The organism is Bradyrhizobium sp. (assembly GCF_004799405.1).
GTDB lineage: Bacteria > Pseudomonadota > Alphaproteobacteria > Rhizobiales > Xanthobacteraceae > Bradyrhizobium.
Window position 1 is genome coordinate 87,689 of the sequence record NZ_SSMW01000151.1, and the last position, 26,756, is coordinate 114,444.

The window sequence follows — 26,756 nt, forward strand, 5'->3', positions numbered from 1 at the left end:
AAATTATCATTACCCGGAATTAATAGAGGCGATTCGAACCGGATTCCAGGAGGCTTCGTCCAACTGGCACGCGGACCACAACGGACCCGCTGCAAAACAGGATGGAGTTTCCCATGTCGATCAAAACCAGAATTGCCGCTCTCGCTCTCGCGACGCTCGCCGTCACCGCTTCCATCGCATCAACCACCCCGGCGGAAGCCAAGGGTTTCGGCCTCGGCTGGGGCATCGGAGCCGGCCTGGTCGGCGCCGCCGTGGTCAGCAGCGCGATCGCCGCCAACGATGGCTACTACTATGACGGCTATCGCCGCTGCGGCTGGGTTCGGCAGTTCGATGCCTACGGCAACTACCTCGGCCGCGTTCGCACCTGCTACTGATCGGCTGATGCATTTTCGCCTTGCGCGCTTTCTTCACGCGCGCCGGCACCCACTTCGCTCGAAAACGCTCTCTTCGTGGATCCTGCGTCCGGCACGGGCGCCTCATCCACCCCCGTGCCGCACCCGACCCGCCCGGTTGTCCCCCCGGGCGGGTCATCTTTTTTCCGGTTGATTCATCGGCGTGCGCTGTTGCACGCCCGTCACAATACGATGCCATCCAGCAGCTCCCTGGTATTCATCCTTCCAACTGCGAACAATTTGCAATAAGGCAGGAATAGATTGCGCCTTGCCTTGATCTGGCTTTTGACCGCTGGAAACGGCAAGAAGCGGCAAGTCCGAATCGTCGTGGACTGATGGCTTCATTTGTTTTCCTTGATGGCAGCGCGCCGGCATACTTGCAGTGACCACAACAGAGAGCGGCAATGCTCGCGCTGGAAATATTCACGGGATGACCCACCGCAGCCGATCCAGGGAGCGCGTGTTCGCGGGCTTTGGGCTCGGCCTGCTGGTGACCGGCCCGGCGGCCGCCGATGACCTGCCCACGAGCCTTCCCGTCAAGGCGCCCGTGGCCTACGTCGCGAAAGCCGCGCGGCTGCAGGAAGCAAAAGGTTACGACTGGAGCGGCTGGTATGTCGGCGCCCACATCGGGGTGATCCGAGGCTCGTCGAACTGGTCTGCAACCCAACCCGGGTTCGGCGGGCCGGCTTTGAACGGCTCATTCGATCTTCCGTTCAATTTCGATTTCATGGCCGGAACGGGCAGTTATGTCGCCGGGCTGCAGGGCGGATATAATCACGTTTTTCCGTCGCATTGGCTGCTGGGCTTCGAAGCCGACGCCAGCTTTCCCAATTCGGACGTGCTGATCCCTTATGCGGTGCGCGGCAGCCAGACGGTGACCTCGCCCCTCGCCGGTGAAGTGACCTATGGCGAGGCGGTGATCCATTACGGCAGCGCCCGCGCCCGCATCGGCTATGCCTTCGATCATTTGCTGCTCTATGGAACAGGCGGGCTGGCCTGGACCTACGACCAGGTGACGCGGACCCAGGTCGCCGGCGTCCCCGTCGCCGGTTTCGCGACACCGGGGACGGTCGATACCGCGCTGATGTGGCGATTGGGGTGGGCGGCGGGAATCGGCGTCGAGGTTCCGGTCGCCGGCAACTGGAGCGCCAGGGCCGAATTTCTGTGGACCGGATTCGGCCGTTTGGGAACGATCTTCCCGGCGGGAGCACAAAATTACAGCTCCGACCTCAACATGCAAAGCCTCCGGCTCGGCCTGAACTACAAGATCGGCGATGACACCCACATCCCGGACTTCCTGACCAAGGGGGCCTCCGCGCTGGAGACCGACCGCGTCGCGTTCCATGCCCAGGCCACCTATCTCAACCAGTATGACCCGCCGTTTGCGGCTCCTTACAGCGGCAAGAACAGCCTCGCGCCGAACATCGGCCGCGAGACCGCGGATATCACTCTGTACGCCGGCGTCCGGCTGTGGCAGGGCGCCGAAGCATGGATCACTCCGGAAATCGATCAGGGCTTTGGCCTGAGCGGATCGGTCGGCGCTGCCGGCTTCCCGAGCGGCGAGGCCTACAAGGTCGGGGCGGAATATCCCTACACCCGCCTGCAGCGTGCGTTCCTGCGCCAGACCATCGACCTCGGCGGCGAAGCCCAGAAAGTCGATGCCGGGCTAACCCAGTTTTCCGGGACGCAGACGGCGGACCGGCTGGTGTTCACGATCGGGAAATTCAGCGTCGGCGACATCTTCGACACCAATAAATACGCCCATGATCCTCGCGTCGACTTCATGAACTGGACCATCATCGACACCGGGACGTTCGATTACGCCGCCGACGCCTGGGCCTATACGGTTGGCAGCGCCGTGGAGTGGTATCAAGGCCCGTGGACCGTGCGAGCAGGCATCTTCGACCTTTCGACCGCGCCGAATACGACCACGCTCGATTCGCATTTCGACCAGTTCCAGCTGGTCGGCGAGATCGAGCGGCGCTATTCCATTGCGGATCAACCCGGCAAGCTGGCGATCACCGGATTCCTGACCCGAGGCCGGATGGGAAGCTTCGAGGACGCCATCCAGTTGGCCGCCATAACCGGCGGACCTGCCGATATCGCGGCCGTGCGGCAATACCAAAGCCGCGGCGGCATCAGCATGAACCTGGAGCAGCAACTGATGCCCAATGTCGGCTTCTTTGCCCGCGCCGGCATCGCCAATGGCAATATCGAGCCTTATGAATTCACCGACGTCGACCGCACCGTCGCCGCAGGCCTCTCGATTTCGGGAAAGCAATGGGGGCGGGACGACGACACCTTCGGGATTGCCGGCGTCGTCAACGGCATTTCCAGGGTCCACCAGGCGTTTCTCAATGACGGGGGACTGGGAATTCTGGTTGGCGACGGCATGCTGCCCAACCCCGGCAACGAAAAAATCCTGGAGACCTACTACAGCTTTCCGGTGTTCGCCGCCAAGGTCACGCTGGACTACCAGCTCATCGTCAACCCGGCCTACAATCGCGACCGGGGACCTGTCTCGGTGCTCGGTTTCCGGCTGCATACGCAATACTAGAGCGTTTTCGAGCGAAGTGGATACCGGTTCGCGTAAAGAAAACGCGTCAAAACAAGAATCCAGAGTCCCGTTCCGATTCGATCGGAACGGAAATGGCTCTGGCGCCCGTTATTGTTCTCACCCGGCCGCCGAGAAACTTTCCGCCCGCGCCAGCGCCCAGGCCTCGCGGAAGCGCGGATCGCCGGTGCCGTCGATCAACTCTCCCGGACGAAGCGTCGGATAGAGTTTGGCGAACGACTGGACTTCGGTGGTCGAGGTCCGCTGCGAGAAATGGATCGGGCGAATTTCCTGCGGATGTTCGAGGCCCGCCGCCGCAATCAACTCGGTCAGCGCATGCAGGGTGGCGTGGTGATAATTGTAGACCCGCTCGATCTTGTGCGGCACCACCAAGGCGCGGCTGCGGGTTGGATCCTGCGTGGTCACACCGGTCGGACAGCGATCGGTATGGCAGCTCAGCGACTGGATGCAGCCCAGCGAAAACATGAAGCCGCGCGCCGAATTGCACCAGTCCGCGCCGATCGCCATGGCGCGCGCCATATCGAACGCGGTCGCTATCTTTCCGGCGGCGCCGATGCGGATGCGGTCGCGCGCGTTGATGCCGATCAGCGCGTTGTGGACGAAATTGACGCCTTCGCGCATCGGCATGCCCAGATGGTCCATGAATTCCACCGGCGCCGCGCCGGTGCCGCCCTCCTTGCCGTCGACCACGATGAAATCGGGATAGATTCCACTCTGCAGCATCGCCTTGCAGATCGCCAGAAACTCCCAGGAATGGCCGATGCACAATTTGAATCCGGCGGGCTTGCCGCCGGATAGCCGCCGCATCTCGCCGATGAAGGCCATCATTTCCAGCGGCGTCGAAAAGGCGCTGTGCGAGGCCGGCGAGATGCAGTCCTCGTCCATCGAAACGCCCCTGATCCTTGAGATTTCTTCCGACACCTTGGCCGCCGGCAACACGCCGCCATGGCCGGGCTTGGCGCCCTGGCTGACCTTGAGCTCGACCATCTTGATCTGATCGTCGCAGGCCATCCGTGCGAATTCTTCCGGATTGAAGGAGCCGTCGCGATTGCGGCAGCCGAAATACCCGGAGCCGACCTCCCAGATCAGGTCGCCGCCGTTCTCGCGATGATAGGGACTGACGCCGCCTTCGCCGGTGTCATGCGCGAAGTTTCCTTTTTTCGCCCCCGCATTCAGCGCGCGCACCGCGTTGGGACTGAGCGCGCCGAAGCTCATCGCCGAAATATTGAAGACCGAGGCCGAATACGGCTTGGTGCACTGCGGACCACCGATGGTAATGCGGAATTTTTCGTCGGCATGCGGCTTCGGCGCCACCGAATGATGCATCCACTCGTAACCCTCGCGATAGACGTCCTCCTGGGTGCCGAACGGGCGCTTGTCCAATACCATCTTCGCGCGCTGATAGATCACCGCGCGGGCGTCGCGGGAAAACGGCATGCCGTCTTTCTCGCTCTCGAAGAAGTATTGCCGCATTTCCGGCCTGATCTCTTCGAGCAAAAAACGCAGGTGGGCCGATATCGGATAGTTGCGCAACACCGCGTGACTTTGCTGCATGAGGTCGCGAACGCCGAGCAGCGTCAGCGCGCCGAAAATCACGATCGGAATCAGGACAACATCGAATGTCCTGTGATCCGCGATCCCGATGCCGAGAAGCAGCGCGGTGACGACGGCGCAGATGGTCAGAACGATGAAGCGTGGCGAAAACGGAAGCAGCAGCGTTTCCATAGGACCCCTGAGGCAGATTCTGTCGTATTATTCTTGGCGGCCGCAGCCTAACCCAACTATCCGCATAAGCTCTACACGATATAGAGCGTACAGGTCAGGGATGTGACAGCGGGCCGCTTTCGAGGCAACCGAATTCGGCAGCGCAGAATCAATCCGCCCCTGTGGCGTACCATATCGCCCGGGACGCGAGTTTTGCGGTGCAACGTAGCTTGGTAAAATCCCGACTGCTCAGTGGTCATGCGGGCGCATCGAGTGCGGGATCGTGCGCTGCTCCAGGCCGCCTTGCGCCAGCCAGGCGTCGGTGTTCCTGATCGCGCGTTCAATGTGATCCGCGGTTCGCGAGAAATCGTAAGGCGATCCCACCAGCGGACATAGTGGCGGCACCACGAAGTACTCGATGCCGGCGCCGAGGTCTTCCAGTTCGCTGACCATCTGCCGCGAGATCAGGAGCGTCAGCGCATGCAGCGCATTTGCGACTGCGCCGACCGGAGGCTCGTGGGTCGAACAGGCGTATCCGGTCGGCAGCACGATCAGGCGGTTGGCGCCTTTTGAGACGGCGACCTTGATCGGCGTATTGCTCGAGATCGCACCGTCGGCCAGATAGAAATCCTTGTAGCGGACCGGCGCGAAAGCACCGGGAATCGCGGTCGAGGCGATGATCGCCTGGGCGGTGGGACCCTCCGACAACACCACGCTGTCACCCGAGATAATATCGGTTGCCACGATATGAAGCGGCAGCGTGGCATCCTGCAAGTTGCGAAACGGGATGTGATCGTCGATCAGCTTCTGGATCCCGTCATGCGGGATCAGGAAATCACGGTGCCGGATAAAGCTCAGCACGGTGCGCCACGTGATCGGGAAAACGTCCTGGCGTATCAGCCCGCGCCAGATGGTTTCGAGCCGCAGCACGCCCTTCAGCGTGGGATCGCCGGCATAGAACGCCCCGTTCAGGGCGCCGACGCTGGAGCCGACCACCAGATCGGGGCAAATATCGTGCGCGGCGAGCGAATGCATCATGCCCACCTGAATGGCGCCGAAGCTGCCTCCACCTGCGAATACAAAGGCCGTCTTGGTCGGGCCGCTAGGGTCGGATATGGACAAAGCCTCGCTTGCTCCCTTAACGCCGCGTCGGCGTCGCGGCGTTTTGCAAGGCTTATAGCAGCCGAAGGGCAGGCGGCGCCATCGACAAACTCGTCATTCCGGGGCGCGCGTCGTCGCGCGAACCCGCAATGACGGCGTGACGTCAGCGCTCCACGAACGCTTTTTCGATGACGAAATGGCCGGGCTCGCTGTGGCTGCCTTCGAGAAAACCGCGCGTTTCGAACATTTCGCGCAGCTCTTCGAGCATGCCGGGGCTGCCGCACATCATGATCCGGTCATGCGCGATATCCAGCGGCGGCAAACCGACATCGTCGAATAATTGCTCGGAGGCGATCAGGTCGGTGATGCGGCCGCGGTTGCGGAACGGCTCGCGGGTGACGGTCGGATAATACACCAGCTTGCCGGTCAACAGCGGCCCGAGAAATTCGTCATCCCGCAACTTCGCCACCAGCTCTTCGCCATAGGCCAGTTCGGATACCTGCCGGCAGCCGTGAACCAGAACGATGGTCTCGTACCGCTCGTAGACTTCCGGATCCTTGATCAGGCTCGCGAACGGCGCCAAACCGGTGCCGGTCGACAACAGCAGCAGTCGCTTGCCCGGTATCAGGTTATCCGCGATCAGCGTCCCGGTCGCCTTGCGCCCGACCAGGATGGTATCGCCCTTTCGGATTTGCTGAAGCCTCGAGGTCAGCGGCCCGTCGGCAACCTTGATGCTGAAGAATTCCAGCGAATCTTCGTGATTGGCGCTCGCCATGCTGTAGGCGCGCAGCAAGGGACGGCCATCGACCTCAAGGCCGATCATCGCGAACTGCCCGTTCTGGAATCGAAAGCCGGAATTGCGGGTGGCGGTGAAGCTGAAAAGTGTATCGGTCCAATGCCGGACGGAAAGAACTTTCTCTCGATGGAATGCGCTCATGTGTTTTGATTTATCCGATCTCACTTGTGTAGAACGATCGGGTTGTCCGGTCCTTGATGAAGCGAAAAACCCTTGGGATCATTGGCGATTTAGCGTGTGACCGCCGCCGCTATCAGAGATAGTCGATAAGCCCTGGAGCGCAATTGAGGGCTCAAAAAGGCGGACAAATTATTTTGCAAAAAAGTTCGACACGTCGTTATCGCGCTTCGTCGCATGCGCAATTAACTTGCTGAGATCGGCATCCTTCTGGCAGTTAATTACGGCGCAGGAAACAGGCAGATCGGAATCGACACCGCATGCGAAGCCTCGGGGATTTTCGATCGGGCAGACCGGGCTCCTATCCAGACCAGGCGGTGTATGCGGAATATGCCTGCGCCGAACTCGGACTGGCGTTCGCCGATATCGATGGCGGAACGGGACTCGTATTCAGCGTCGCTTCAACGACCAAAAGCATCCATTTCGGCGCGGGGCGCTGCTCATGGTATCCGCAAAACAACGCCACCGCCTCGACGCTGGCATCGGACAAGTATTTCACCAACAAGATTCTCGAGCGTGCCGGCGTCCCCACCCTGGGCGGCGAGTATTTCTTCCTGCACCAGCGACACCGTGCGCATCGCCCGTCGGGGCATGAACGGGAAAACGCGCTGGAATATTTCAGGAAGCTGGGGGTAAGCGCCTTCGTCAAACCTCTGCTCGGCTCGCGCGGCGATTTCGCGCAAGCCCTTCACGGCGAAGCGGCACTCATTCGATACTTGGACGAAGTGGCCCGATACTACGATTCGATCCTGATCCAGCCGGTCGTCTCGGGAATCGAACACCGGATTTTCGTCCTCGACGACGAGGTGGCTTATTCGGCGCGCAAATATCCGCCCTTCGTGCTGGGCGACGGCGGGCGCACGATCCGCGACCTGCTGGCCGCCCACAACGAAGCATTGCGGTCCCACGGGCTTTCGCCGGCTGCCGTCGACGGTGACGCTTCGCTCGACATCGTGTTGCCAAGCGGCGCGCGCTGGGAGATTCCCGGACGGATGAACCTGAGCGCAGGGGGAACCATGGTGCTCGAAACCCCGCGCCCCGAACTCGCCGCATACGCGCTGGCGAAAAGGGCGGCCAAAGCGCTTGGGCTGCGTGTTGCAGCGGTCGACATGTTCACGGAGTTGACCGGCGATCCGCACGCGATGGCGATTATCGAGGTGAACTCCAATCCGTCGATTCGGTTGCTGGAACAATCGGGCCGCGACGACCTGATCCTGAAAATCTGGCGCCACACGTTTTCGGCGATGGGACTATTGGGTGTTTGACCTTCCGAAATACGGCGACGGCGTTTGCCTGGCGCGGATGGCGTTGCTGCTCGACGCGTTGTCGGTGGATCGCGCTCGGCTGCGACGCATGTCGGTCGTGGTGACCGGCTCCAACGGCAAAGGCAGTACCGCGGCGTTCTCCGCAAATATCGCCCGCGCCTACGGCTTGCGAACCGGCCTGTTCACTTCGCCGCACTTGTTTCGTTTCAACGAACGCTTCCAGGTCGACGGCACCCCGATCTGCGACGATGCACTGAAGCGACTGGTGGCGCGCGTGAAAGCCGCTATCGCGGAAATTTCGCAGCGCTGCGGCGAAAGCTTCGGCGCGTTCGAAGCGCTGTTCGCGCTGGCCTGCCTGCACTTTCAGGACAGCCAGTGCGATTTTGCGGTGTTCGAGGCCGGTATCGGCGGCCGCTATGATCCGGTGCGTCTGGTCGGCGCGCGCTTTACCTGTGTGACGTCGGTCGACTACGAGCATGTCGAACTGCTGGGAAACACGCTGGAACTGATCGCTTCCGACAAGAGCGACGCCTGCGCTGCCGGCGGCAGCATTGTCTATGGCGAGAATTGCCGAAAGCTGCGGTCGCATCTGCTCGAATACAATCGCCATCGCGAGATCGCCTCGCTGTTTGTGCGCGACGACATCAGGGTCGGCGGTGAAACCGTCTCGACCACCGGGCAGCGGTTCGACTTCCGGTTCGAGGCCTGGAGATTCCAAACGCTCGAGATCGGCCTGCCGGGCGCATTCCAGTTCAACAACGCGGCCATCGCCATCGCGCTGTTCCTGCTCTGGCTCGGACAGGCGCGGCCGAAACAAAAATCTGCGACGATCGAATCCGCCGTGCGATCGGGCCTCCGCGACACCCGTTGGCCCGGGCGGCTCGAGGTCATCCACCGCGATCCGCTCACGATCATCGACGTCGGCCACACCCCCGACGCCATCCGGCAATCGCTTGCGAGCCTCAAGGCGATTCATGGCGCCGACAACTGGCTTCTCGTGATCGGCATTTCCAGCGACAAGAAAGCGACCGAAATCGTCGGCGCGCTGGCGCCATCGTTCGACACCATCGTCTGCACCACGGCGCGTCACAAGGGCGCCGATGCCGGGCGCATTGCGGAGGCGGCGCGGAAAGCCAATCCGCATGCAGACATTGAGGTCGCGGCAACCATCGAGGCCGCGGTCAGCCTCAGCCGCACGCTCGCCACCTCGCGGCGACGGAGGATTTATGCGGCCGGCGGATTATTTTCGGCCATCGAATACGCAACCGTCGCGCGCGGTGGACGCGCGCAGGATCTGAATTTCTTTTGACGCCGTGAACGGTCGATCCAGCGCGTTAACGGCGCGTTAACCATGACCGACCGATGGTTCCGTACCGGAGCATCGCATGACCGACATATCGTCCGTGACCTCGTCTGCAGCCGCGATGGTGGCAAAACAGGCCGCCGGCCTGAACAAGGCCGCGAGCGCGGCAACGACGAGCTTCGCCGACACCCTGTCCAGGGTCGGACGCGCGGTCGGCATCAAACCCAGGACAGGCTTTCCCAGGACAGGCTTTACGGCCGGTCCGACCTATGAAGCCGGCACCCTGGCCGGTCAGACCAAGGCGGCCTTCAGCCACACGCTTGGCGCGACCCAAGCCGCGCTCGGCATCAAGCCCTGAAAGCTAGTTACTCGCTCCTTCGGTATCGTCGAGCGCCTTGAAGGCGTCCTCCAGTTGCGGCGACATCGCGACGTTGAGCCGCTCGCCGGTGGGCAGGCGCGACATGAACCATTTGTTGTAAAGCGGAATCAGGTCGTGATTCGAACCCAGCTTGCGGAAGGCGCGTTCGACCACCGCGGTCAATTGCGGCTCGCCCTTGCGATACATGATGCCGTAGGGGTCGTAGGACAGGTAATCGCCGGTGACGCGAAACTTGTCCTGCGACTTGTGCCGCGCGATCAACCCGTACAGCAGGATGTCGTCGGTCGCGAACGCGTCGGCCTTGCCGTCCACCAGCATCTGGTAGGATTGCTCGTGATCCGGCGACGCCACGATATTGAGGCCGAGCGCGAACTTCTTGTCGACGGCGTGCATGGCCTGTTCGTTGGTGGTGCCTTTGGTGACCACCACGGTCTTGCCTTGCAGGTCTTTCGGGGCCGAGATGGTCGAGGCCTTCGGCACCATCAGCTTGGTGCCGGCCACGAACATCAGAGGTGAGAACGCCACCTGCTTGCCGCGTTCTGCGTTCGCCGTGGTCGATCCGCATTCGAGGTCGATCTTGTTCTGCACCACCGCGGGAATACGGTCGTCCGAGGTGACCTTGACGTATTCGATCTTCAGATTGGCATCGTCGACCTCGACGCCGATCTCATCGACGACGGCCTCGCAAAGCTCGAGGCTGTAACCGATCGGCCGGTTGGCCTGATCGAGAAACGAGAATGGCGGCGAGCTTTCGCGATAACCCAGGCGCACGACATGGGTCTGCTTGATATTGGCGAGCGTCGGGCTAAGCCCCTCGCCGCCGGTCTGGGCCGTCGCAGCCGTTGCCAGCAGACACGCTACCAGCAACAGGCCGCCACCCCAGATCGATCGCCTCGAACCTTGGCGCATGCATCGCTCCCGTCAATGGCCGGCCATCGCGGGAATTTCGCCGGGGATCATATCCGGCGGAACGGCGTCGTCGGGTCCAAGCGCGTGCTCGGGCGCCAGTTCGCCTTCCCACTGCGCCACGACGGAGGTGGCGAGCGAGTTGCCGATCACGTTGGTGGCGCTGCGTCCCATGTCGAGGAAGGTGTCGATCCCCATGATCATCAGCAATCCAGCCTCGGGAATGCCGAACTGACTGAGGGTCGAGGCGATCACCACCAGTGAGGCGCGCGGAACGCCGGCGACGCCCTTCGAGGTAATCATCAAGGTCGCCAGCATCGCCAGCTGGGTGCCGAGCGACATTTCGATGTGGTAGGTCTGCGCGATGAAGATACTGGCAAAGGTGCAGTACATCATGGTGCCGTCGAGATTGAACGAATAGCCGAGCGGCAGCACGAAGCTCGAGATCCGCGGCGACGCCCCGAACCGGTTGAGGCCCTCCAGGGTCTTGGGATACGCGGCCTCCGAACTGGCGGTCGAGAACGCGATCATCAGGGGTTCGCGAATCAACCGCAGCAGGTGGCTGTAGCGCGGCCCGATGACCACAAAGCCGACGACGACCAGGATGGCCCACAGGAGCATCAGCGACAGATAGAAGCCGCCCATGAACACGACGAGTTTCCAGAGCACCAGCAAGCCGTTCTTGGCCACCGTTGCCGTGATCGCCGCCCATACCGCGAGCGGCGCGAACAGCATGACGTAACCTGTCACCTTCAGCATGATGTGGCCGAGGTCGTCGATCAGCTCCAGCATCCGCTTGGAACGCTCCGGCATCGCGCCCAGCGCGACCGAGAAGAACACCGCGAACACCACGATCTGCAGGATCTCGTTCTGTGCCATCGCATCCGCGATCGAGGTCGGAATCAGATGGGTCAGGAATTTCTCGATCGAGAACGCCGACACCGGCAGGCCGGTCGATTGCGCCTTGTCCGGCAGGGTGCCCGGGAAATTGGCGCCCGGCTGCAGCAGGTTGACCATCACAAGGCCAAGCAGCAGCGACACGAACGAGGCGCTGACGAACCAGCCCATGGTCTTGGCGAAGATGCGCCCGAGCCTGGCGCCGCTGCCCATATGGGCGATGCCGCCGACCAGGGTGGCGAACACCAGAGGCGCGATGATCATCTTGATCAGGCGCAGGAACAGCATCGCGATCAGGTTTACGTCCGCGGCGATATCCGCCCTTATGTCGGGAAGATAGTTGAAGACCAGCGTTCCCATCACGATGCCGAGCCCCATCGCGATCAGGATGTATTGCGTAAACCTGTTGGACATTTTCTTACCCCCGTAAGTTTGACTGCCGGCGAGTTTGGCAGATTTTGAGGGCGACGCAACACGCTTCGAACATCCGATGCGTTTGCCACAATGTTCCCGTTGTGGAATGGACGTGCGCCGACTAGCGTCGGGCATAGCGCACAATGTGTGCAGTTGCGCGTTTCGCGCGCGGTCAATTGCATCAGGAACGGCCAGATCGGGAGGGAATGCCATGAATGACAATGTCAATCGGCAGGTTTTGCTGGTCGAAAAACCGGCCGGGAAACTTGGACCCGAGCATTTCAAGATGTCGCAAGCAGCCATCCCGGAACCAAAGGACGGCGAAGTTTTGGTGCGGGTGCGCTATATTTCGCTCGACGCCGCCAACCGGGCCTGGATGCACGGCGCGACCTATCGCGCGGCGGTCGAGGCCAACACCGTGATGGCCGGCGGCGGCATTGCCGAAGTGGTGTCGTCGAAAGCGCCGGGTCTTGTGCCGGGCGACATCGTGTTCGGCGATACCGGCTGGCAGGACTACGCAGCGCTACCGGCGAAGCACCTGAGCAAGATGCCGAGGGTCGAGTCGATGACGCATCTTCTCAGCGTCTACGGCATCGCCGGGCTGACCGCCTATTTCGGCCTGCTCGATGTCGGCAAGCCAAAGGCCGGCGAAACCGTGGTGGTTTCGGCCGCCGCCGGCTCGGTCGGATCGATCGTCGGCCAGATCGCCAGGATCAAGGGCTGCCGCGTGGTCGGCATCGCCGGCGGCAAGGACAAGTGCCACTGGCTCACCAGCGAACTCGGCTTCGATGCCGCGGTCGACTACAAGGACGGCGCGGTCTTCAAGGCGCTGAGGGCCGCAGCACCGAAGGGCATCGATGTCTATTTCGACAATGTCGGCGGCGACATCCTCGAAGCGTGCCTCGCGCAGATGAACAATCGCGGCCGTATCGCCTGCTGCGGCGCGATCTCGCAATATGACGGCGTGCCGTCGACGACCGGGCCGCGCGGCGTGCCCGGCCTGATCGTGGTCAAGCGCCTCATCATGCAGGGCTTCATCGTGATGGACTTCATGGACCAGCGCGGCGAGGCCTTGAGCGACCTGCAATCATGGGTCTCTGCCGGAAAACTGAAGGTGCAGGAAGACGTCATCGACGGCCTGGAGAACACGCCGAAGGCGCTGATCGGACTGCTGGCCGGCGAAAACCGCGGCAAGCGGATGATCAAGGTGTAATTTCAAAATCCCGCGGCCGCAAAATCGCCGTCAAATTTGCTGACTGACGCCCGCCAATTCGGTATTCTGCAACCAGGCCCCGCTGATAGGGCCGAATGCGGTTCCGGGGCGTTCCAGGAAGGTTATCGTTCAGATGCTTCTCGCACGCCGCTTTAGTGCTGCGACGGTGTTGCTGATCGCGAGTGGATGTTTCATCCTGCTTCTTTCGATCATGGGGTCCCCGGCCGAAGCGGCATCCGGCAGCTGCGGTGACGTGGCCGAACTCACGGTCTTGCCCTCGCCGATCACGCCATGGAAAGGCGCGCCGCTGCGCGTGATGATCGTCACCGAAAAACCGCTGCAAGGCGTGTTTTCGCTGATTGCGCCCGATGGCAGCGTCGCGGCCAGGTCGCCCGACCGGCACGGCGGATCGCCCTATTCCTGGTACGCCGAGGTCGCGACGCCGGTCGCGGGCACCTGGCATGCGGCGCTGGCGCTCGACGACATGCCGGCGGAATGCAGCACCATCACGCACGACATCGCCGTGAGCGCCCGCAAGCCGGATCCTCCGCGCACCCCGCCGGGAAGCTTCTGGCAGGTGCGCAGTAGCTGGAACCACACCACCGAATCGCTGTTTTCGGTGTGGATCGAGAAGCTGTTCGACGCGCCGCCCGACCAGGATCTGTCCTGGAAAGTCTGGCAGGACGTGCTGCGCGATCAGTCGCGCAATTTTCTGTTCAACTATCTGGGCGCCGGCGAGGACACCCCGAAGAACGGCCTTCGTCCCGACTGCGCCGATTTCGTCTACTTCCTGCGGGCCTATTTCGCCTACAAGATGGGGCTGCCGTTCGGCTATTCGAGTTGCTCGCGCGGCATGGCCGGCAAGCCGCCCAAATGCTCGCAGTGGTTCGACATCGAGCATCCCGAGCTGACGCGTCCACCGCCGCCGCCCGATCAGGACATCGCCTCGGCCACCGCCGCCGCTCCTCCGACGGCGCCAACGCCCAGGTTTATGGGGTTGTTTGGCCGGTCGCAGCCGGACGAGCCTGCCGTTGCGCCGGCCGCCAAGTCAGCCCCGCCGAAGCCGAAGCGCCCGACGACGTTCGGCGAATATTTGCGGGACGTCGGCGACGTCGTCCACACCGGCGCCGTGCGCGTGGTGGCGAACGACGACAACACCGATTTCTACACGGTCCCGCTGACCCAGCAGACGCTGCGCCCAGGCACGGTGTACGCCGATCCCTACGGCCACGTTCTGATGCTGGTGCGTCGCGTGCCGGAACAGAACGGCACGCCGGGCGTCTTCCTCGCCGTCGATGCCGAGCCCGACGGATCGATCACGCGCAAGCGCTTCTGGCGCGGCAATTTTCTGTTCGTGCACGATGCTGCGCTCGGCAGCCCCGGCTTCAAGCACTTCCGCCCCATCCTGCGCGACAAGAACGGTCCGCTGCGGCGGCTGACCAATGCCGACATCGCCAGGAACCCGCAATACGGCGATTTTTCGCTCGATCAGTCGCAGATGAGCCCGGAGGATTTCTACGATCGTATGGACGACGTGATGTCGCCCGAGCCGCTCGATCCGGTGAAGGCGATGACGGACGCCATCGCGAGCCTCAACGAGCAGGTCAAGACCCGCGTCACCTCGGTCGAAAACGGACGAAAATATCTGGAGAAGCAACCCGCCGAGATCGGGATGCCGAACGGCGCTTCGATCTTCGAGACCACCGGCGCGTGGGAAGACTACTCGACGCCGGCGCGCGATTTCCGTCTGTTGATCGCGATCGATGTGGTCCGCGGATTCCCCGATCGCGTGGCGCGGCGTGCGGCGCGCTACGCGATGCCCCCGGGCAAGAGCATCGAGGACGTCAAGAGCGAATTGCAGGGCGTGCTCGTCTCCGAGCTCGCCTCGCGCAAAATATCCTATACCCGCAGCGACGGTTCGCAGTGGACGCTGTCGCTCAAGGACGTTCTCGACCGGACGGTGGATTTCGAAATGGCCTACAATCCGAACGACTGCGCCGAGCTGCGCTGGGCAGCACCCGCCAACAGCGAGGAGGCGTCGACCTGCAAGCGGCACGCCCCGCAGGCGCAGACCGCGAAGATGTCGTCGGATTACCGCGGCTGGTTTCGCGAGCGGCACTGGCCGACGCACGCTTAGCGGTTGGCGCACGTTGCCGTGGACGCGGCGGGGCGTCCAGCCGGCGCGCGGTGTTTACGGCAGCCAATATTCTTGCGTTTCGGCGTGGCGCCAGCACGCCAGGCGCTTGACATCGCTGCCCGCTCCCCCTGTGATGGCGGCCAACAAAAAACAAGAAACACAATGCACAATTTCCAGGGAGGCTTTAATGCCAGTGCGTAAGGCTGCCCGCCTGTTTGGCGGGCTGATGGTCGCGGGTGCGATGCTGGGGATAGCGGTTTCCGCCCAAGCCCAGGACAAGAAGATCAAGATCGGCGTCATCTTCGACCTGACCGGCCCGCTCGCGGGTGGCGGTTCGGAGCTGGAATATATCGGCGCCAAGATCATGCTCGACCAGTACGTCAAGACCGGCGTGGAAGGCTACAAGGTCGAGGCGGTCTATGCCGACGCCCAGAGCAAGCCCGATGTCGCGATCAACGAGTCGGTGCGCCTGCTCGAGCAGGAAAAAGTCGACATGTTGCTCGGCTTCTTCTCGTCGGCGCAATGCGTGCCGGTGGCCGCGCGCGTCGAGCAGCTCAAGAAATTCATGTGGATGACCACCTGCATTTCCTCGGGCGTGTTCGAGAACAAGAATTACAAATATGTCTTCCGGCCGCAGGCCAGCGGCGATCAGTTCGGGCTGATGACGATGGACTTCATCGCCCAGAACTCGCTGTCGAAGTTCGGCAAGGAACCCAAGGACCTGCGCGTCGCCATCATCCACGAAGACGGCGCCTACGGCGTCGACGTCGCCAAGGGTAACGAAGCCGGCGCCAAGAAGGCCGGCTTCAACGTGGTGCTGAAGGAAGGCTATTCGGCGACCGCTCCCGATCTGTCGGCGCTTGTCACCAAGCTGAAGCGGGCCCAGCCGGATGTGATTTTCCACACCGGCTACAATCCCGACATCACGCTGTTGTTCCGGCAGGCGCGCGAACAGGGCCTGAAGTTCGGTGCCATCGTCGGTCATGGCGCGGGTTACGGCGTCTACGAGAAGCTGAAGGAAGGCCTCGGCCCCGACGCCAATTACATCTTCGACACCGATCCGATCTCGATCTGGCTGGCCAATCCCAAGGGCCTCGATCCAAAGCTGTTGCCCGTCATCAAGATGGTCGGCGACGAGTTCGACAAGATAAAGCCCGGCGTCGCCATCCGCTCCGCCCATGTCGGCATTGCCGCCTCGAACAGCTATGTGTTCCTCAACGACGTGCTGCCGCGCGCGATCAAGAAATACGGCGGCGTCGATCCCGACGCCCTGCGCAAGGCTGCGATGGACACCGACATTCCCGAAGGCGGCACCATGCTGGGCTTCGGCGTCAAGTTCTACGCCGAGGGTACCGTGATGGCGGGCCAGAACGAGCGTTCGTTCCCGGTCGTCATTCAGTACATTGACGACAAGTCCTATGTGGTATGGCCGAAGGGCCAGGCGGCTCGCGAGCCGGTGCTGCCGCTGCCGGCCGGCACCACCTACAGCTACAAGTAGGCGGTTCTGAACCGACGGAAGGGACCGCCGTGCTGGTAGTCGAGGGCCTGGTAAAGCGGTTTGGCGGCTTCAAGGCCGTCAACAACGTGTCGTTCAAGGTCGATCAGGGCGAGATTCTCGGCCTGATCGGCCCGAATGGCTCGGGCAAGAGCACGATCTTCAACATGCTGTCCGGCACGTTTCCGCCGACCTCGGGTTCGATGACGTTCGACGGCGCCGAGATCTCGGGCCTGCCGCCGCACCGGATCATCAATCGCGGCATCGGCCGCACCTTTCAGATCCCGCGGCCGTTCCATCGCCTGACGATGTTCGAGAATGTGGCGCTGGCGGGTTATTTCGGGCAGTGCCGGCACAGCCGCGCGAAAGCCGATGAAGCCGCCGAACGCGCACTCGCCATGGTCGGCCTGCCGGCGGACCGCAGCATGAGCGTCGACGGACTCGGCGCCGCCGGGTTGAAGAAGCTTGAACTCGCCAAGGCGCTGGCGACCGGGCCGAAGCTGCTATTGGCCGACGAGAGCCTGGGCGGGCTCGACGATACCGAGATGGAGCAGGCCGCCGACATGCTGCGCAAGATCCGCGACGAGCTCGGCATCACCATCATCTGGGTCGAACACATCATGGGCGTGCTGATGCGTGTGGTCGATCGCGTGATGGTGCTCGACCACGGCGAGAAGATATCCGAGGGCCTGCCGAGCGAGGTATCGAGCGATCCGCGGGTGATCGAGGTCTATCTCGGCACCGACGCCGATGCGACCCAGGCCGCGGCGGCACAAGCGCGCCGTCCCGGAGCGGCCCATGCTTGAGCTGAGATCGGTCGATGCCGGCTACGGCACGTTCCAGGCGCTGTTCGGCGTCAATCTCGACGTCAAGGCCGGCGAAGCGGTCGGCGTGATCGGGCCCAACGGCGCCGGCAAGACCACCCTGATGCGGGTGATCTCCGGCCTGATCCGGCCCCGCGCCGGGTCGATCTCGATGCGGGGCGTCGATATCCTGAAAACGCCGGAACATCGCATCGTCAGCCTCGGCATCGCGCATGTGCCGGAGAATCGCCGGTTGTTTCCCCGTCTGACGGTGGAAGACAATCTCAAGATGGGCGCCTTCATGCCGGAGGCGCGCGCGCGCTATGCTGAACGGCTGGCGTTCGTGTTCGATCTGTTCCCGCGCATGAAGGAGCGCCGCCACCAGCTTGCCGGCACCATGTCCGGCGGCGAACAGCAGATGTGCGCGATCGGCCGCGCCTTGATGTCCGATCCGAAGCTGCTGCTGCTCGATGAGCCCTCGGCCGGCCTTGCGCCTGTCGTGGTCCAGCAGGTTTTCGAATTGGTGAAGCGAATCCGGGCCGGCGGGCTGACCGTGCTGATCGTGGAGCAGAACGTGCAGCAGGTTTTGCGCGTGGTCGATCGCGCCTACCTCCTGGAAGCAGGAACCATCCGCGCCTCGGGCAGATCGAGCGAGATGCTCGCCAACGACACCATTCGGCAAGCCTATCTTGGAGTCTAGGTGAAACCATGATGGATATTTTCGATATCTACCTGCTCGAAGCGATCGTGAACGGCATTCTGCTCGGCGGCCTGCTGGCACTGCTGGCGCTCGGGCTGAACCTGATCTTCGGCGTCATCGACGTGACCTGGATCTGCTACGCCGAACTGGTGATGATCGGCATGTACGGCATGTACTACATGGTCCAGTATTTCGGACTGTCGTATTTTATCGCAGCCCCGCTCACCATCCTGCTGGTCGCCGCATTGGGCGCGCTGTTGCATCTGCTGGTGATCGCGCCATTGCTCTCGGCGCCGCCTATCAACCAGCTTCTCGCCACCGGCGGCGTATTGTTCGTGCTGCAAAGCTTCGCCACCGTCGCGTTCGGCATCGACTTCCGCAACCTCGGCATCCGGCTGCCGGTGCTGCAATTCGCCGACATGCATTTCAGCTACGCCCGCCTCTTGGCCTTTGCCGCGGCGCTGATCGGCATGGTGCTGGTCTATCTCTTCATGAAGCGGACCTATGTCGGCACCGCGATCCGCGCCATCGCCCAGGATCGCCAGATCATGGCGCTGATGGGCGTCGACACCCGCCGCATCTATATCATCACCTCGGCGCTAGGGGGTGCGCTGGCCGGTCTGGCGTCCTGCCTCTTGGTGCTGCAATACGACATTCATCCCTTCGTCGGCCTGTCGTTCGGACCGATCACCTTCCTGGTCTGCGTGCTGGGCGGGCTCGGTAATTTCGTCGGCGGCTTCGTGGCGGCGTTCGTGTTCGCCGAGATCATCTCGGTCGGCGGGCTGTTTTCCGATCTCGAATGGGGTTACGTGCTGGCATTCGCCTTCTTCATCGTCATGATGTTCATCCGGCCCGCCGGGCTGTTGGCGAGGCGCTCGTGACGCTTCGCCAAATCGCGCCCTGGATCGCCGGTATGATAGCGCTGATCGCGCTGCCGTTCGTCTATCGCGACCCCTACCACCTGCACATCCTGATCCTGATCCTGATCTGGTCGTTTGCCTATACGTCGTGGTCGATGATGGGCCGCTTCGGCCTGGTGTCGCTGGGCCATGGCGGGTTCATGGGGGTCGGCGCCTATGTCACCGCGCTGTTGTGGAATCATCTCGGGGTGTCGCCGTGGCTCGGCATTCCGGTCGCGATGACCGCGGCGGCGGCGCTGGCGCTGATCGTGGGCTATCCGTGTTTCCGGTTCCGCATCACCGGCCACTATTTCGTGCTGGTCACATTGGCGCTGTCCGGAATCGTGCTGCAGGTCATCACCGCGACCCGCGACTACACCGGCGGCTCGCTCGGCTATACGCCCGACCGCACCAAGGGCAGCCATCTGCTGGCGCTGCAATTCGACGACAAGGTGACCTGGTACCTGATCGCGCTTGGCGTCTGGGCCCTCGGCCTCGTGATCTGGCGCTGGGTCGACGCCAGCATGGATCGCTATGCGCTGGAGGCCATCTCCGAGGATGAGGATGCCGCGGCCGCCGCAGGCGTCAACGTCACCAAGGAAAAACTCAAGATCACGCTGATCAGCGCGCTGATGACGGCATTCGCCGGCGCGCTCTATTGCCAGTACCAGATGTTCATCTCGCCCGACACGGTGAGCGGCATTTCGGTATCGTTGCAGATGGTCTTTGCCGTCATCGTCGGCGGTCTCTATATGTCGCTCGGGCCGACGATCGGCGCCATCATCACCATCCTGCTGGCGGAAATATTGCGGATCGGCTTCGGCACCAGGGCCGTCGGCTGGGACAATCTCGTCTACGGCGTGCTGCTGGTGCTGTTCATCATCTTCCTGCCCAAGGGCATTTTGGGCAGCCTGGTCGAGCGGCTGCGAACGCAGCGCAAGTCGTAAGGCAACACCCCATGACTCCCTGCTAAGCCTCGACGAAGGCCAGCAGCGTCCCGTTGGCCGCCGCCGGTGCGACGCAAACCGCGTTTCCGCTGCGGACACCGGCGCCGCCGAACGTCTTCTCCGCGGCGACCAGGTCTGAAGTCGCAATCACAAGACCGGCGCCACCGCTCTCCGGCAGTCCCGCCAGCGAGACTGCAGGATATCGCCGGCCCAACTGTTCCCTGGTGAGGAACATAAAGTCGGCGCGATCTGAACCTGACGGCACCGCGACCGCGCCATCCGGCTCGGCTCTGACCTCGCGATCGATCATGCGCGCCAGATGTGCGGCATCTTTCGCCGGCTCCGTTGCGACCACCAGCACCTGCCTGAGGCGCCTGGCGCCATTGGCGTGGTGTTGCAACGCCGGGATCCAGACGGTTTCCCGGGTCTTGTGCTGGCACGCAAAAATGCGAAGGCCGGCGGGCGCCTCCTCGATCGGCCATTGAAAGATCCTGAATTTGGCCGCCGACTGAGCGCCGTCGGGCATGGTGACGGGCCGCTCGAAATCGGTCGGGCCGAGCGCCGCATAGCCGCGGGCGCGAATTTCCTCGGCCCCGGCGGCCAAATCGACCGCGGTGAATGCGACGCGTTCGATGCCTTCGCCGCGCCGCGCCAGGAATTTGCGGCTCGGAACATTGTGTTCGGTTTCGACCAGCACGCCGAGCAATTCGATATAGTCGGGGTCGAGCATGATCGTAATGTTGCCCGTTCCCATCTTGGCGCTGTGGGTGCCGCGCGGCGACACCGTAAAGCCGAGGCGTTGCCAGTTCGCGGCGGCCTGATCGAGATCACGGACCACGACGACGGCATGGTCGATTCCGACGATGTTCCTGAGCGCCACGCGTTTGTTTCCCCGGCAGGAATTGACATACTAGACTAACCGGATCGGCGGAGTGCCCGCAAGCTGACCCAATCCGGACTCACGATTTGCTCGTCGATCGGCAGGAAACAACGATGAAAGATGCCGCAGAGGTCCGCTGGCCTCGCTCGCTATGGGCCGCGATCACCCCGCCCGGTCCCGACCTGCCCGACCTGACCGGGACCGTCGAAGCCGATGTCGTCGTCATCGGCGGCGGCTTTACGGGTCTTTCGACCGCGCTTCATCTGCGCGAAGCCGGCGTCGACGTCGTCATCGTCGAAGCGATGGAGCCGGGCTGGGGCGCATCGGGACGCAACAACGGCCAGGTGATCCCGACCCTGTCGCGGCCGGACCCGGACGACATTATCGCCAAACACGGCGCGGCCGGCGAACGCTTCGTCGCGCTGTTGCGCGACAGCGCCTCGACCTTGTTCGACCTTGCACGGCGCTATCAGATCCAGGCCGAACAGGAGCAGACCGGATGGATACAGCCGGTGCATTCGCCGGGGCGCATCCGGATCGCCGAGCGCCGGGTGCGGCAATGGTCGAAATTCGGCGCTGCCGTCGAGTTGCTGTCGCGCGACCAGACCCGCCGGATGCTGGGATCGGAGGCCTGGTTCGGCGGCTTCTGGAACCGAAGCGGCGGCCACATCAATCCGCTGGCTTTGTCGCGCGGCCTGGCGCGCGTGGTGCTCGAGCGCGGCGGACGAATTTTTGCGCGCTCCGCCGCCGTCAGCTTCAGGCGCGACAACGGCCGCTGGGTGGTCACGACGGACAAAGGACGGGTCAGTGGCCGCGCGCTGGTGGTGGCGACCAACGCCTATACCGGCGAATTTTCCAAATCCCTGCTGCCGGCGATGGCGCATGAAGTCATGCCGGTATTTTCCTGGCAGATGGCGACGCAGCCTTTGTCCGAGGCGGAGCGCAGCACCGTCATTCCCGGCCGGCAGGCGATGTCTGATACCCACGGTGAACTTTACTTCGCGCGATACGACGCCCGCAATCGCCTGGTCACCGGAGGCGCGGTGATCGGACCCGGCAACAAGCCCGAACGGTTGAAAGCCATCGTCGCCGCGCGCCTGCAGCGGCTGTGGCCGCAGATCGGGCGCGTCGAATTCGACTACGTCTGGAACGGCTATGTCGGAATGACCACGGATTTCCTGCCCCGCATTCACCGGCTCGGGCCGGACGCCTATGGCTGGACCGGCTGCAACGGCCGCGCGGTCGCGTTGTCGATCGCACTCGGCGACGAACTGTCCAAGGCCGTGCGTGGCTTTCCCGAAAGCGATCTGGCGCTACCGTTCTCGGAACCCGCGCCGCTTGTCGCACACGGATTGCTGCGCCGGCTCGCACCCCTGATGCTGATGGTCTATCGCCGGCGCGACGCGCGGGAAATCACCTGAGGGCGTTGTCGATGATCTTGCGAACACGAAGGCGTTAGCCGAATCGCAATTTCGCGCATTCCGATGGAATAGCCTGTTAGGATACCGACCACGTAATCACCACGGAGGCGTTCATGAAACGGCGTGAGTTCATGATTCTGATCGGCACCGCGGCGATGACTGCGCCCCGTGCGGGCATCGCGCAGGCGCCGGCCAGGGTCTACCGCGTCGCGGTGGTTACTCCCCGTGGACTTCTGCCTGAATCCGCCCCTTACGCGAAGCTGCTTCTCGATGGACTGGCGCAGCGTGGCTACACGCTTGGACAAAATCTTGGCTTGGAAGGACCTCGCGAGGCGGCAGGGCAGCCCATCGAGCTTCCGCGTTTGATGGAAGAATTGAAGGCAAGCAAGGTCGACGTCATCGTGGTGGTCGGCTATCCGACGGCAGTCGCGGCCAAGGACGCCGGTATTCCCACGGTCGTGGTGAATGGTGTCGGCGATCCGCTCGCGACCGGCCTTGTTGTGAATCTTGCGCGACCGGAAGGCAACATCACCGGCATCTCGGATGTGGCGACCACGCTCAGCACCAAGCGGCTCGGCCTGCTCAAGGAGCTGTTGCCGAAACTTCATCGCGTCGCGATGCTGTGGAACAAGGACGACCTCGGGATGTCCTTGCGCTACGCCGCGTCGGCAAAGGCGGCCGAAGCGATGGGAGTCGCCGTGCAAGCGGTCGGCGTGCGCGAGCCGGACGATTTCGACGAGGCGTTCGCGGTGATGGATCGCGAGCCGCCGGACGCGATTCTGATGGTTTCCGACTCGCTCACGATCCTCAACCGCAAGCGCGTGTTCCAATATGCCGCCACCCATCGCCTGCCGGCCATCTACGAATATGACCCGCTGGTTCGCGAGGGCGGCTTGATGTCGTACGGGCCGGATTTGCAGGAATCGTTCGACCGCGCCGCCTCGATGGTCGATCGTCTCTTCAAGGGCGCCAGGCCCTCCGATCTGCCGTTCGAGCAACCAACGCGCTATTTGTTTGTGATCAACCTGAAGACTGCGAAATCGATTGGCCTTGAAATTCCACCGAATGTCCTGGCGCTTGCCGACGAGGTGGTCGAATGAGGCCTGGCACTTCCGTTGCCGGCGCTTTTACGCCATGCCAACCGCTCTGACGCCCCTTGTCGGAGAAGGCCGGAAGTGATCGATGCCCGGTCAAGAACCTGCCGGCGTGACCGTTTGCGCGCCGGGTGTTTTGCCTTTTCGCTCCGCGAGCCAGTTCTCGAACCGTTGCACCACGACAAAGAAGGTCGGAACGAACAGCACGGCGAGGCAGGTCGAGGCGATCATGCCGGAGAACACCGTGATGCCGATCGACTTGCGGGCGCTGGCGCCGGCGCCGGTCGCGAGCACCAGCGGCACCACGCCAAGAATAAAGGCAAACGACGTCATCAGGATCGGCCGGAACCGCGCCCGTGCCGCCTCGACCGCCGATTCGAGCAGCGGCTTGCGGTCGCGGACATGAAGCTCGAGCGCCACTTCGACGATCAGAATGGCGTTCTTGGCCGACAGCGCGATCAAGAGGATGATTCCGATCTGCGTGTAAAGATTGTTCTCGATCCGAAGGGCCATCAGCACCGCCATCGGGCCTAGCAGTGAAAGCGGCACGGCCAGGATGACCGAGACCGGCGCGTACCAGCTCTCATATTGTCCGGCCAGCACCAGGTAGACCAGCAGCAAAGCGAGGCCAAAGGCCCAGTAGATCTGGCCGCCGACCACCTTCTCCTGATACGACATCGCCGTCCACTCATAGCCCGTCCCCGGCGGCAGGGTTTTGGCGGCGATCTCTTCCATCAAGGTCATCGACTGGCCGGAACTGTAGCCGGTCGCCGGCAGGCCGATCACGGTCGCCGACGGATAGAGATTGTACAGGCTGATCAGCGAAGGGCCGACCGACGGCGTGATGGTGACCACCGTTCCGAGCGGGACCATGTCACCCTGGCTGTTGCGCACCATCAGTCTTTCGATGTCGCGCACCGTCAGGCGAAACTGCGCGTCGGCCTGGGCATAGACCTGGAAGGTGCGGCCGAACTTGGTGAACTGGTTGACGTAGGACGAGCCCAGATAAGACGACAGCGTCGAGAAGATCTGGTCGGTCGTCACATGCAGGGTCTGGGTCTTGACCCGATCCACATCGACGTCGAACTGCGGCACCATCGAGCGGAATGACGAACTGACCCGCTGCAACGCGCTCTGGGTTTGCGCATTGGCGACAATGGCGCCGGTCATGGCCTGCAGTTTGCCGAAATCGGAATTGCCGTCGCGCAACTGGACCTGCATGGCAAAACCGGCGGCATTGCCGATGCCCTGGATCGGCGGCGGCGGTATCACCAGGATCCGCGCTTCCGCAATGGCCGACATCTTGTCGTTCAATCCGACGAACAGCGAACGCAGGTCCTGGCCCGGGCCACGCTCGCTCCACTCCTTCAGGATCAGATAGGCGACGCCGGCATTGGCCAGGCTCGAACTGTTGTCGAGCGCCGAGATGCCGGCGATGCTGATCACCTGCTCGACGCCCGGCGTCTTGCCGGCGATTTCGCTGATCCGGTCGAGCACGCGCTGGGTGCGATCGAGCGACGCGCCATCGGGCAACTGCGCCGCCACCAGCAGATAGCCCTGATCCTCGATCGGAATAAAGCCGGTCGGCACCCGCGACAGGCCGTAGCCCGCGATGCCGATCAGGATCAAAGCGATAATTACCGACAGATTGGCGTGCGCGGTCATGCGGGTCATCAAGCCGGCATAACCCCGCTCAAGCCGGTCATAGACCGAGTTGAAGCCGCGATAGAAGAAATTGCGCTGTTCCGGCGGCACCGGCCGGCGCAGCCACAACGCGCATTGCGTCGGCTTCAGCGTTGCCGCATTGACGGCGCTGAGCAGCGCGGTCGCGGCGATCACTAGCGCAAATTGCGAATACATCCGCCCGGTCAGTCCGGGCAGGAAGGCCGAGGGCAAAAACACCGAGACCAATACCAGCGTGATGCCGACGATCGGCGCGAACAGCGCATCCATCGCGGCGATGGCGGCGTCATGGCTGGACATGCCCTTCTCGATATTGTGGGCAGCGCCCTCGACCACGACGATGGCGTCGTCGACCACGATGCCGATCGCCAGCACGATGGCAAACAGGGTCGAGATGTTGACGGTGAAGCCGAGCGCGGCCATCGCCGCGAAGGCTCCGATGATCGTCACCGGCACCGTCGTCGCCGGCACCAGCATCGCGCGCCAGTCCTGCAGGAAGATCAGGATCACCACCAGGACCAGCAGACCAGCCTCGAACAGCGTCTTGTAGACTTCATTGATCGAGGCCGAGACGAACTTGGTGGTGTCGAACGGCGTGTCGTACTTGACGTCCTGCGGAAACTGCGCCGCAAGCGCCGCCATCTTTTTCTGCACCGCCGCCTCGACCTCGAGCGCGTTGGCGCCGGGCGACTGGAACACGCCGATGCCGGTGGCCGGCTTCTTGTTGAGCGAGAAGACCTGGCTGTAGGTCTGGGCGCCGAGTTCGACCCAGCCAACATCGCGCACGCGGGTGACGTCGCCGTTGTTGCCGGTCTTGACGATGATGTCCTCGAACTGGCTCTTGTCGTCGAGCCGGCCATTGAAGTTCAGCGTGTACTGGAACGCCTGTCCTGCCGGCGTCGGCGGTGCGCCGACCTGGCCCGCGGTGACCTGCTGGCTCTGCTGCTGGATCGCCTGGATGACGTCCTGCGGCATCAACCCGCGCACCTGCAGCTTGTTCGGATCGAGCCAGACCCGCATCGAATACTGGCCGGCGCCGAACACCGTTACATTGCCGACACCGGGCAAACGCGACAACTCGTCCCGCAGATTGATGGTGGCGTAGTTGCTGAGAAACAGGCTGTCATAGCTGGCGTTCGGGGAAGTCAGCGTTACGAACAGTAAAATCGCGGTGGATTTCTTCTGGACGGTGACGCCCTGGTTCTGCACCGCCTGCGGCAGCGACGACAGCGCGCTCGACACCCGGTTCTGCACCAGCACCTGCGCAAAGTTGAGGTCGGTGCCGATCTTGAATGTCACTGTCAGTGAATAAGTGCCGTCGGCACCGCTGTAGGACTGCATATAGAGCATGTCCTCGACGCCGTTGACCTGCTGCTCGATCGGCAACGCGACGGTGTCGATCACGGTCTTGGCGCTGGCGCCGGGGTAGCGCGTGGTCACCTGGACGGTCGGCGGCACCACATCGGGATACTGCGCGACCGATAAACGAAGCAGGCACACTCCGCCGATCAAAATCATCAGAATCGCGATGACGTTGGAAAGCACCGGCCGCTCGATGAAGAATTTCGAAATCAT

Annotated in this window: 22 protein-coding genes; 14 read left to right on the forward strand and 8 right to left on the reverse strand. The window is 62.8% G+C overall.

What is annotated here, in order from left to right; translation table 11 throughout:
- Positions 1-113 precede the first annotated feature (113 nt).
- Complete coding sequence (locus E7813_RS24110) at positions 114-374, forward strand: hypothetical protein (protein WP_291577790.1); 261 nt, start codon at positions 114-116, stop codon at positions 372-374.
- A 153-nt stretch (positions 375-527) separates the two neighbouring features.
- Here E7813_RS24110 and E7813_RS24115 read toward each other — a convergent pair whose 3' ends face one another.
- Positions 528-737 carry a hypothetical protein gene (locus tag E7813_RS24115; RefSeq protein WP_291577791.1) on the reverse strand — a complete coding sequence of 70 codons (210 nt, stop codon included), beginning with the start codon at positions 735-737 and terminating at the stop codon, positions 528-530.
- Positions 738-822: 85 nt separating this feature from the next.
- On the opposite strand from E7813_RS24115, the gene E7813_RS24120 reads away from it, so the two are divergent.
- Complete coding sequence (locus E7813_RS24120) at positions 823-2,949, forward strand: carbohydrate porin (RefSeq protein ID WP_291577792.1); 2,127 nt, start codon at positions 823-825, stop codon at positions 2,947-2,949.
- 117 nt (positions 2,950-3,066) lie between these two features.
- Here E7813_RS24120 and E7813_RS24125 read toward each other — a convergent pair whose 3' ends face one another.
- From E7813_RS24125 to E7813_RS24135, 3 genes are all read right to left on the reverse strand, one after another.
- On the reverse strand, positions 3,067-4,692 hold the full coding sequence (locus E7813_RS24125; protein WP_291577793.1) for an FMN-binding glutamate synthase family protein: 1,626 nt from the start codon (positions 4,690-4,692) through the stop codon (positions 3,067-3,069).
- 228 nt (positions 4,693-4,920) lie between these two features.
- Complete coding sequence (locus E7813_RS24130) at positions 4,921-5,793, reverse strand: patatin-like phospholipase family protein (protein WP_291577795.1); 873 nt, start codon at positions 5,791-5,793, stop codon at positions 4,921-4,923.
- Positions 5,794-5,935: 142 nt separating this feature from the next.
- Positions 5,936-6,709 carry a ferredoxin--NADP reductase gene (locus E7813_RS24135; RefSeq protein WP_291577796.1) on the reverse strand — a complete coding sequence of 258 codons (774 nt, stop codon included), beginning with the start codon at positions 6,707-6,709 and terminating at the stop codon, positions 5,936-5,938.
- Between the two features lie 296 nt (positions 6,710-7,005).
- On the opposite strand from E7813_RS24135, the gene E7813_RS24140 reads away from it, so the two are divergent.
- The 3 genes from E7813_RS24140 (at position 7,006) to E7813_RS24150 (ending at position 9,671) form a co-directional block, all read left to right on the forward strand.
- The gene (locus E7813_RS24140; protein WP_291577797.1) at positions 7,006-8,010 is read left to right on the forward strand and encodes a hypothetical protein; all 1,005 of its coding nucleotides are present in this window, start codon (positions 7,006-7,008) and stop codon (positions 8,008-8,010) included.
- Positions 8,003-9,319 (forward strand): cyanophycin synthetase, encoded by a 1,317-nt coding sequence (locus tag E7813_RS24145; RefSeq protein ID WP_291577798.1) that lies wholly within the window; start codon positions 8,003-8,005, stop codon positions 9,317-9,319. The genes E7813_RS24140 and E7813_RS24145 overlap by 8 nt, the downstream gene beginning before the upstream one ends.
- A gap of 76 nt (positions 9,320-9,395) precedes the next feature.
- Positions 9,396-9,671 (forward strand): hypothetical protein, encoded by a 276-nt coding sequence (locus E7813_RS24150; RefSeq protein ID WP_291577799.1) that lies wholly within the window; start codon positions 9,396-9,398, stop codon positions 9,669-9,671.
- A 3-nt stretch (positions 9,672-9,674) separates the two neighbouring features.
- Here E7813_RS24150 and E7813_RS24155 read toward each other — a convergent pair whose 3' ends face one another.
- Complete coding sequence (locus tag E7813_RS24155; protein ID WP_291577800.1) at positions 9,675-10,601, reverse strand: amino acid ABC transporter substrate-binding protein; 927 nt, start codon at positions 10,599-10,601, stop codon at positions 9,675-9,677.
- A gap of 12 nt (positions 10,602-10,613) precedes the next feature.
- Entirely contained in the window at positions 10,614-11,909 is a 1,296-nt protein-coding gene (locus E7813_RS24160; protein ID WP_291577801.1) for a dicarboxylate/amino acid:cation symporter, read from the reverse strand.
- A gap of 211 nt (positions 11,910-12,120) precedes the next feature.
- On the opposite strand from E7813_RS24160, the gene E7813_RS24165 reads away from it, so the two are divergent.
- The 7 genes from E7813_RS24165 (at position 12,121) to E7813_RS24195 (ending at position 20,103) form a co-directional block, all read left to right on the forward strand.
- Positions 12,121-13,122 carry an NADP-dependent oxidoreductase gene (locus tag E7813_RS24165; protein ID WP_291577802.1) on the forward strand — a complete coding sequence of 334 codons (1,002 nt, stop codon included), beginning with the start codon at positions 12,121-12,123 and terminating at the stop codon, positions 13,120-13,122.
- Positions 13,123-13,255: 133 nt separating this feature from the next.
- Positions 13,256-15,259, forward strand: a complete 2,004-nt coding sequence (locus E7813_RS24170; protein ID WP_291577803.1) for a hypothetical protein — start codon at positions 13,256-13,258, stop codon at positions 15,257-15,259.
- Positions 15,260-15,446: 187 nt separating this feature from the next.
- On the forward strand, positions 15,447-16,757 hold the full coding sequence (locus E7813_RS24175) for an ABC transporter substrate-binding protein (RefSeq protein WP_291577804.1): 1,311 nt from the start codon (positions 15,447-15,449) through the stop codon (positions 16,755-16,757).
- A gap of 29 nt (positions 16,758-16,786) precedes the next feature.
- On the forward strand, positions 16,787-17,560 hold the full coding sequence (locus E7813_RS24180; protein WP_291577805.1) for an ABC transporter ATP-binding protein: 774 nt from the start codon (positions 16,787-16,789) through the stop codon (positions 17,558-17,560).
- Positions 17,553-18,257 (forward strand): ABC transporter ATP-binding protein, encoded by a 705-nt coding sequence (locus E7813_RS24185; RefSeq protein WP_291577806.1) that lies wholly within the window; start codon positions 17,553-17,555, stop codon positions 18,255-18,257. Before E7813_RS24180 ends, E7813_RS24185 begins: the two co-directional genes overlap by 8 nt.
- A gap of 8 nt (positions 18,258-18,265) precedes the next feature.
- Complete coding sequence (locus E7813_RS24190; RefSeq protein WP_291577807.1) at positions 18,266-19,138, forward strand: branched-chain amino acid ABC transporter permease; 873 nt, start codon at positions 18,266-18,268, stop codon at positions 19,136-19,138.
- A gap of 32 nt (positions 19,139-19,170) precedes the next feature.
- Positions 19,171-20,103, forward strand: coding sequence for a branched-chain amino acid ABC transporter permease (locus tag E7813_RS24195; protein ID WP_291577843.1), 933 nt, complete (start codon positions 19,171-19,173; stop codon positions 20,101-20,103).
- Positions 20,104-20,125: 22 nt separating this feature from the next.
- On the opposite strand, the gene E7813_RS24200 is transcribed toward E7813_RS24195, so the two are convergent.
- A complete protein-coding gene (locus E7813_RS24200; RefSeq protein WP_291577808.1) occupies positions 20,126-20,983 on the reverse strand; it encodes a VOC family protein in 858 nt (285 codons plus the stop codon).
- A gap of 113 nt (positions 20,984-21,096) precedes the next feature.
- Between E7813_RS24200 and E7813_RS24205 the strand changes: the two genes are divergently transcribed.
- Together E7813_RS24205 and E7813_RS24210 are read left to right on the forward strand one after the other, a co-directional pair.
- Entirely contained in the window at positions 21,097-22,404 is a 1,308-nt protein-coding gene (locus tag E7813_RS24205) for an FAD-dependent oxidoreductase (RefSeq protein ID WP_291577809.1), read from the forward strand.
- Between the two features lie 113 nt (positions 22,405-22,517).
- Positions 22,518-23,504: an ABC transporter substrate-binding protein gene (locus E7813_RS24210; RefSeq protein ID WP_291577810.1), complete on the forward strand. Its 987-nt coding sequence runs from the start codon at positions 22,518-22,520 to the stop codon at positions 23,502-23,504.
- Positions 23,505-23,594: 90 nt separating this feature from the next.
- On the opposite strand, the gene E7813_RS24215 is transcribed toward E7813_RS24210, so the two are convergent.
- A complete protein-coding gene (locus tag E7813_RS24215; RefSeq protein WP_291577811.1) occupies positions 23,595-26,756 on the reverse strand; it encodes a multidrug efflux RND transporter permease subunit in 3,162 nt (1,053 codons plus the stop codon).